1 protein-coding gene is annotated in these 514 nt (G+C 31.7%); it reads left to right on the top strand.

The genetic code is table 11. The annotated features are described in order from the left end of the window. A partial coding sequence (locus E1171_RS23190; RefSeq protein ID WP_187696101.1) for a hypothetical protein occupies positions 1-474 on the top strand: 474 nt, incomplete at its 5' end. Positions 475-514: the final 40 nt, after the last annotated feature.

Raw genomic sequence — 514 nt, 5'->3', positions numbered from 1 at the left:
TGTACACAAGCTGAATATAAAAATACAGAACTAGGAAAAAGCATGATGGAATTATCTTTAGAATATTGGAATAAACTTGCTTCTCAGCAAATTTTGGTTAGTTCTTTATTAAGTGGTTTTTCTATTGCAGTAACTGCCAATTTATTAGTCCATAAATCAACCGATCGAATTACAATTAATATATTAAAAGCGTCAACAATTGCTGCAGGTTGTTTTCTTATTACTGTGTTTGCAATGACAAAAATTGTAATGATGACTACTGAAGGGTATCCAATTAAGGTTATTCAAGAAGACTTCTCCTTAACAAAAACGATTGGATCTTTTACCTTTCTTATAGGTATTTTTTCCTTATCAACAGTTATCGGATTGGCAGGTTGGACGAAATCAAAAAGAACTGGGATATTCACCACTATCATTAGTGTTCTGACATTTTTAATAGTACTATTGACTATGATTGAATTTAAAACTCAATAAAGAAAAGCCAGTGTACAACAATGGCGAGCTGCCATGCTTT

Origin of the sequence: Xanthovirga aplysinae (assembly GCF_009711365.1) — a bacterium.
Taxonomy (GTDB): Bacteria; Bacteroidota; Bacteroidia; order Cytophagales; family Cyclobacteriaceae; genus Xanthovirga; species Xanthovirga aplysinae.
Note: the sequence above shows the minus strand (reverse complement) of the source record. Positions and strands in the feature narration are given on the sequence as shown.